General features: G+C 38.3%; 10 protein-coding genes. 5 read left to right on the forward strand and 5 right to left on the reverse strand.

The features are described from left to right. Positions 1-138 precede the first annotated feature (138 nt). The 3 genes from G5B11_RS09780 (at position 139) to G5B11_RS09790 (ending at position 1,747) form a co-directional block, all read left to right on the forward strand. The gene (locus tag G5B11_RS09780) at positions 139-840 is read left to right on the forward strand and encodes a hypothetical protein (protein ID WP_330603112.1); all 702 of its coding nucleotides are present in this window, start codon (positions 139-141) and stop codon (positions 838-840) included. A gap of 171 nt (positions 841-1,011) precedes the next feature. Then, positions 1,012-1,353 (forward strand): nucleotidyltransferase domain-containing protein, encoded by a 342-nt coding sequence (locus G5B11_RS09785; RefSeq protein ID WP_173727923.1) that lies wholly within the window; start codon positions 1,012-1,014, stop codon positions 1,351-1,353. Then, positions 1,340-1,747: a HEPN domain-containing protein gene (locus G5B11_RS09790; protein WP_173727911.1), complete on the forward strand. Its 408-nt coding sequence runs from the start codon at positions 1,340-1,342 to the stop codon at positions 1,745-1,747. Before G5B11_RS09785 ends, G5B11_RS09790 begins: the two co-directional genes overlap by 14 nt. Positions 1,748-1,889: 142 nt before the next feature. Here G5B11_RS09790 and G5B11_RS09795 read toward each other — a convergent pair whose 3' ends face one another. Beyond that, entirely contained in the window at positions 1,890-2,498 is a 609-nt protein-coding gene (locus G5B11_RS09795; protein ID WP_330603114.1) for an AEC family transporter, read from the reverse strand. Positions 2,499-2,763: 265 nt separating this feature from the next. Continuing rightward, positions 2,764-3,090 carry a helix-turn-helix domain-containing protein gene (locus tag G5B11_RS09800; protein ID WP_173727913.1) on the reverse strand — a complete coding sequence of 109 codons (327 nt, stop codon included), beginning with the start codon at positions 3,088-3,090 and terminating at the stop codon, positions 2,764-2,766. A gap of 239 nt (positions 3,091-3,329) precedes the next feature. On the opposite strand from G5B11_RS09800, the gene G5B11_RS09805 reads away from it, so the two are divergent. Both G5B11_RS09805 and G5B11_RS09810 read left to right on the forward strand, forming a co-directional pair. Beyond that, positions 3,330-3,503 carry a hypothetical protein gene (locus tag G5B11_RS09805; protein WP_173727915.1) on the forward strand — a complete coding sequence of 58 codons (174 nt, stop codon included), beginning with the start codon at positions 3,330-3,332 and terminating at the stop codon, positions 3,501-3,503. A gap of 187 nt (positions 3,504-3,690) precedes the next feature. Beyond that, complete coding sequence (locus tag G5B11_RS09810) at positions 3,691-4,026, forward strand: hypothetical protein (RefSeq protein WP_173727917.1); 336 nt, start codon at positions 3,691-3,693, stop codon at positions 4,024-4,026. A gap of 276 nt (positions 4,027-4,302) precedes the next feature. Here the strand turns inward: G5B11_RS09810 and G5B11_RS19085 are convergent, their stop codons facing one another. The 3 genes from G5B11_RS19085 to G5B11_RS19095 form a co-directional block, all read right to left on the reverse strand. Next, positions 4,303-4,815: a transposase gene (locus G5B11_RS19085; RefSeq protein ID WP_244092965.1), complete on the reverse strand. Its 513-nt coding sequence runs from the start codon at positions 4,813-4,815 to the stop codon at positions 4,303-4,305. Beyond that, the gene (locus tag G5B11_RS19090; protein ID WP_244092966.1) at positions 4,760-5,518 is read right to left on the reverse strand and encodes an IS110 family transposase; all 759 of its coding nucleotides are present in this window, start codon (positions 5,516-5,518) and stop codon (positions 4,760-4,762) included. Before G5B11_RS19090 ends, G5B11_RS19085 begins: the two co-directional genes overlap by 56 nt. Before the next feature lie 414 nt (positions 5,519-5,932). Continuing rightward, positions 5,933-6,205: a transposase gene (locus G5B11_RS19095; protein ID WP_244092967.1), complete on the reverse strand. Its 273-nt coding sequence runs from the start codon at positions 6,203-6,205 to the stop codon at positions 5,933-5,935. Between the last annotated feature and the right edge of the window lie 378 nt (positions 6,206-6,583).

Below are 6,583 nucleotides of genomic sequence, written 5' to 3' on the forward strand. Positions count from 1 at the left end.
ATGATAATAATTGTATATTATAACTAAAAAGGTTTGTTGCGGTATGATATTTATAAAACGGAAAAATAATTAGAAAATCGGAACAAGATCCTGCTTTGTTTCATATGCTAATCTGAAAAGCATTTTTTGAGGGACTATATGGGGGCAGTTTCAAAAATTCATGCCATGGAAGAAAATATAGACAAGGGAAAGCTTCAGGTAACAATAAGATCAGGGACAGACAATCATCCGGTAGAAAATGCGTTAGTCAGAATATCCTATACCGGTGACCCGGACAGCTTTGTTGAAGAGGTACGCACAGACGAATCCGGTCAGACACCGGTACTGGAATTAAAGTCTCCGCCTTTGGAATACAGTATGAGTGCAGACCAGGAAAAGCAGCCATATGCAGAGTATACTGTACAGGTAGAAGCAGAAGGATATGAAAAGGAAGAGGTGGCCGGAACAGAAGTGCTGCCAAAAGTACTGGCAAAACAGCCGGTTCTTCTGGCAGCACGGAATATAACTGATTCTTATCAGAGGATTGTGATACCCCCTCATACATTGTTCGGGGATTATCCGCCTAAGATTGAAGAGGCAGAAGTAAAGCCAATAGAGGAATCCGGTGAGATCGTTCTTAGCAAAGTGGTAATTCCGGAATACGTTGTGGTTCATGACGGACCAGCCAATGACCCATCAGCATCCAATTATTATGTTCGGTACAGAGACTATATAAAAAATGTGGCAAGCAGTGAAATCTATGCCACCTGGCCGGACGATACCATCCGGGCAAATGTGCTGGCTATCATGTCATTTACATTAAACCGTGTATATACGGAATGGTACCGGAATAAACAGTGATTCATGACTGAGGCTGGGTGATCATGCCAGAACCGGCTACAAAATGCTTTGATCATAAATGCCAGGGGCAGAAATTAGTTCTGATCCTGGTTTGCGTTATCTGTTTTTTACATTGCGAAAAACACGTACATGTTTTATACTGAAACTGTAAAGAAAGGAGGAATGGATTATATGCCACAGACGATTCATACTCTGTTGATTCAATATTTATCAGAAGTACAAAAGATATATGGAACACATTTGAAGAGTGTAATTTTATATGGATCTTATGCTAGGGGAGATTATACATCGGAGTCGGATATAGATATTATGATTTTGGTGGATCTTTCAGAGGAAGAGATGGATGCCTATTCAGATGCTTTGGCTGAAGTAGGATTTGAGTACAATGTGCAATATAATATATGGATGATGCCGGTGGTGAAAAACAAGCAGCATTTTTATCATTGGGTGTCTTCTTATCCATTTTACTCTAATGTACAGAAGGAAGGGGTTGTTTTGTATGAAGCAGCCTGATTCTATTGATATGGGAACGAAAATGGATGTAGTAAAGCATCGTTTGAATGTGGCAAAGGAGGATTTGCAGACAGCGCAGCTTACATTTGAAGCTGGGCAGTATCGTGGCGCCAATAACAGAGCATATTACAGTATATTCCATACAATTTGTGCCATACTTGCGAAAGAAGGTGTTGCTTTTAAGCGTCATAAAGATACGTTAAGTTATTTTAATAAAAATTATGTGAAGCCTGGGATTTTTCCACATGATTTAGGAAGAAAAATCGTAAAGGCAGAAGAGATTCGACATGCAAGTGATTATGATACATTTTATATAGCATCAAAGGCTGTGACTGCAGAGCAGATTGAAACAGCTGAAAAGATACTTAAATTGGCAGAAGAATATTTATTATAAGTACAGGGGTCAGGAGTGTTCTGACCTCTGTACTTATATTTAACCAATAAAAGACTCAAACAAACCCACCATGATTGGCATGGTGATGATAGACAGCAAGGTGGTAAGAACATATAAAGAACTGGAATAGGCAGCATCCTTGTCATATAGCAGAGCCATGGAAGTAACAGTGGCGCAGGCCGGAGTAATGGCCGCAAGATATACAGTCAGCAGGAAGATGGATATGGAAAAGAAACAGAATGAGTCCGATCAGAATTGAAAGGATATTCACATTCAAAAGAATCTTTTTCCAATCCGTTTTTTCTGTTTTACACAACATTCCTTTACAGTGAGTCCATAGCAAAACCAGCTGAAAAGTCATGAAGGCACTGGAATAAATAATATAGTCCTGTCCCTGCAGCGCCTGTACCAGTGGGAAAATCAGGATTCCGGCGTTAGGGTAAATAATATTTGCCTGCTCGATCGCATTCAGATGTAATGCACCATGCAATGGGATATTTGCTAAAAGAAAAAGAATATGGATACCAATGGCAGTTGCAAAGGCAAATACCAGATTTTTTTGTATATCCGGGGTGAAATCGACCTGAAAAGCATTCAGGATCACGCAGGGGATTACCAGATATACAAGGACAACGGAAAGGCATTTGCTGTCCTGGGATTTTACAAGCCTTAACTTTACAATTGCATATCCCATAAACATGATAAGAAATAATTTTGCAATTTCCTTTGCAAGTAAAATACTGATTTCCATATCCCTGAATTCCTCTTAAAGCGATTGAAATTTCTGAATTTTCAAAGACTATTATATTGAGGGGAATGATTTTTGTAAAGTAAAAAGGGGCTTTTTCCAAGATTTGGAAAATCTTTTCTGAAACGACAGAAGAAGTGATAGGGTAAGAGTATATGCTTAATGTCCCTCTGATATGCTGATATATTTTATAATGTAAGTGAAAGAGCGTTTTTCTGGTATTGAAATAGAAAAACGCTCTTACTGGTATTATATAAAATGAAACAAATTATAACTGTTGTTCTGAAAGCCATGTAAGAAAATTACGGGCAAGTGATAACTGCCTGGAGTTCATGTTGCGAAGCAGTTCACTGATATTTTTCCATTCATCGCCATATGTTTGCATAGTTCCAACAAGAAATTCATCGGGTGTTGTATCCAGAGCTAAAGCAAGGCGCATAATTACTTCAACAGAGGGAATAGAAATGCTGCGTTCAATATTGGAAAGATATTTCTGACTGAGATCTGCTTTTTCTTCTACCTCGGACTGTTTTAATCCGAGTTCCTTCCGCCGGTGGGCAATTCTTTTACCTATTTCTTTATAATTTAAATCCATGCATACCTCCTGTTTTTTATTTCTATGATATGTGAATTAAAAAAATGATAAACCGATTAATAAATGAAAATTCGACTTTACATACGAAAAATAAAGTAGTATAATAAGAGACAACAAAAATTGCAGGAAGTCAGGATATGTTGACAGACTATTTTGAAAGAATACAGTTTGTTGATATGGTTTCGTGATTTTCTGTCAATTGGTGTAAAATTATAAACTATATTGAAGGAGGAAAAAACATGGCATGTCCAGAACTTGTTGACAATGTATCAGGAGATTCTACCGATCGTTCATGGTATCCGTACAGATGTGCACTGACAGGGGCGAAGATCAGCAGTGATAAATGTTATAAACGCTGTGAGTATTCATCTGATTATGAAAAATGTCCGGCATACAAAAGGGAGTACAAGTAAAATTGAAAATATGGCGGGAAGCCTGTATGGATGTAGAGAAAATCTGTTTCCCGCCGTATTAAATCAGACACAAATATTGACATAAAGAAAATTGCTATTATGGAAACTGTAATATGTATGAAAAGAAATCTTAAATAAAGAATGCGTTATAATTTGTTGATGCACAAAAAAAGAAGGAAGGATAACAGTGGACAGAATCAAGAGTATTGTAATTGGGATTTTCAGCTTAATATGGGTTTCCGGGATTTGGACAACAGCGGCAATGGGAACTGAGGAAGGCGGCGCAGGTGTAAATGGAATTCTTGCGTTTATACTATGGGCTTTATGTATATTTCTGATAATAAAAGGAAGAGCAGTTGTAGCAGTTATAGCCAGCACAGTAATAATGATCATAATATCTATTCCCAAATTGAACACTGCTGGTGTGAGTGGTGGATTTTGGGAAGTTTATACACCTGTAGCAGAGATTATTGCGGTAATCGTCATTATTAAAGTTATAATAGATACGATTAATAAATATTAAAGGGTAAAGAAAAGGTATTTTTGAAAATGTGTGCAAAATTTGGGAGCATGTAATCATTTATATTTAATTTGTAAAATAATATAGGACATGGAAATCCTGCTTAGGATTTGAGATTGTTTTGAAATCAAATAAAAAACTGGCATTAAGATATGATGTAATTAATGGGGGCTGTCCTGAAAACGTAGTTGAGAGCGATAACCTATAAACAAGCATTCTAAATAAGCTCGCCTTTTGGGCGGGCTTATTTCCTTCTCTTAATTATACAGTTAAAGAGATTCATTTCGGCTGAATCATTACATTTACCCCTAACTTTTCTAATGTACGAATATTCCTATTGATTATCTTTTCTTGACTGATAACGGAATAGTAGTCCGCTCCAAGGTCATGATAAGGAACTTTCTCTTTTAGTATATGATAGATCGCGATTAATATGGTATGGGCTACTGCAATTAAAGCCCTTTTCCCACCTCTGCGCGCGGCAATTCTTTGATAACGGGAGTAGAGATAACTTTGCTTGTTTCGTATTCCAGCACGAGCACATTCCACCAGCGTTGCTTTCAAATATTTATTTCCTTTCCGTATTCGTGTACTCATCTTTTTTCCGGCGCTTTCCTTACACTCAGGCACAAGCCCCGCCCATGAGCTGAAACGGGATTCATTTTGAAAGTGCTCCATTTCCACACCAGTTTCCGCTAAAATTCGTTCTGCACTTTTTCTTCCAATCCCAGGCATATCATCCAAAGCTTCGATTGCCCAGTTTATGGATTCTGTTTTTTTTAATATCTGCATCTAAATCCATAATTAAAGCGGTCAGGCTTTCAATATGCCCAAGTTGATGTTTCAACATTTTTTGCTGATGTTCTGATATCCGTCCTTGTAGGGATTTCTGCATTTCTGGAATTTTATCTCTGGCTCTTCCTTCGGCAAGTTCACTTAAAACAACCGGATCTGTTTCTTCAGATACAATTGCCTTTAAAATTGCCATACCGCTTTTTCCGCTGATATCGGTAATTACACTGCTCAATTTAACATTGCAGCCTTCTAACACAGCCTGGATTCGATTTAATTCACGAGCACGTTCTTCAATTACCTCCTGGCGGTAACGGGTTATTTCCCGCAGTTCTCTTTGATACCTATTTGGTATGTAACTTGCCTTTACTAATCCATGGCGTACCAGATCGGCAATCCACTCTGCATCTTTTACATCCGTCTTACGTCCGGGAACTCCTTTGATATGCTGCGCATTCACAACCATGATCGGTATCTGTTCTTCTTCAAATATGTTATATACAGGTTTCCAATAAGAGCCCGTACTTTCCATGGCAGCCATCTCACAATCTGTTTCTTTCAGCCACGAAACTAATTGGAGAATATCTTCCGTCATTGTTGAAAACTGACGGATTTCTTTTTTTCTGACATTCGTAAAAATACAGGCTACCATCATATTTTTATGAATGTCAATCCCACAACACCGCTTATACAATACTTCCATAAAGCAAACCTCCTTCGCATAAGCCGATGCAGCTCCTTGCTTAATAGTTGGCTGTCCTGCGTCCTCATCAAAACCCGATGGAAACAAAAAGTGGTACACCTAAGGAGCTGAAAATCAGTCTGTCGGACGGGCTTGTAAGCACCAATCCCCTTCCGATCTTATTTGGCACCTTAAGTATACCAATACATAACGTATAGCTAGTATCCAGTTTTCATTTATTGTGGTGAGATTTTCTCATGATTGTCTGTCGGTTAATACCACATTTCGGCATCCCCGAGCAGTAATTGAAAGGATCCCAGCAAGGACGAGGCATGTTAGTCTTTTGTCTTGCGAGGGATCCTTTTTCGATGTAAGATGAGATTTATTTTTAGGCGCAAAAATCCCTTGTCTGGATTTTTACAGCCACACTTTTGATCAGGCTGTTTTTTCCGTTGTTTTTCCCTCAAACTTTTTAAGTTTTTCATTGAGAAAACGACAGTATTTATTTAAATTCCTTCTGATCGTATACAGCATGAATTCTTTGTACACCTTATCTGTAGAACGGTAATTAAAACGGCAGAAGTTTTCATTTCCTTTAATATCTCCAAAATGGCCTTCTGTCTGAATCGAACGTATCTGCCGTTTCAGTATCCCACGCTCGCTCTGGATGTTTGCATGGGATTTTTCCCACTGTTCATTTATCTTCATTACCTTGTTTCTTTCAGCATTCTTTTCAGCGTCATATTTATACAGACAGCGGGCTTTAACTGCCCGTTCAGCATATGGTTTTCTTTCATCCGCATAAAAGTGGCTTCCAGGTCTGTCTTGGAATAGCTGTTCCGGAAACGAACTCAATTCCTTCCCCAGAAGCGATTATACTAAGGGTCTTCTGCAGCTTCAGGATTTCAAGTGGGGAGCAGTTATCAATCTCGATGACCGTATTATTCGCAAGTTTCTTATGCTTTGACAGCTTTCTTTCCCGGTTCTTCCCTCTCTTAGGACTATCTATTTCCCGATATCCCCTTTAAAATAAGGGCACTGAAAAAGTCTGATTCTAAAAAAGAATTGGGCTTTTTTTCGTATTTC

Source organism: Blautia glucerasea, assembly GCF_013304385.1.
GTDB lineage: Bacteria > Bacillota > Clostridia > Lachnospirales > Lachnospiraceae > Blautia_A > Blautia_A ammoniilytica.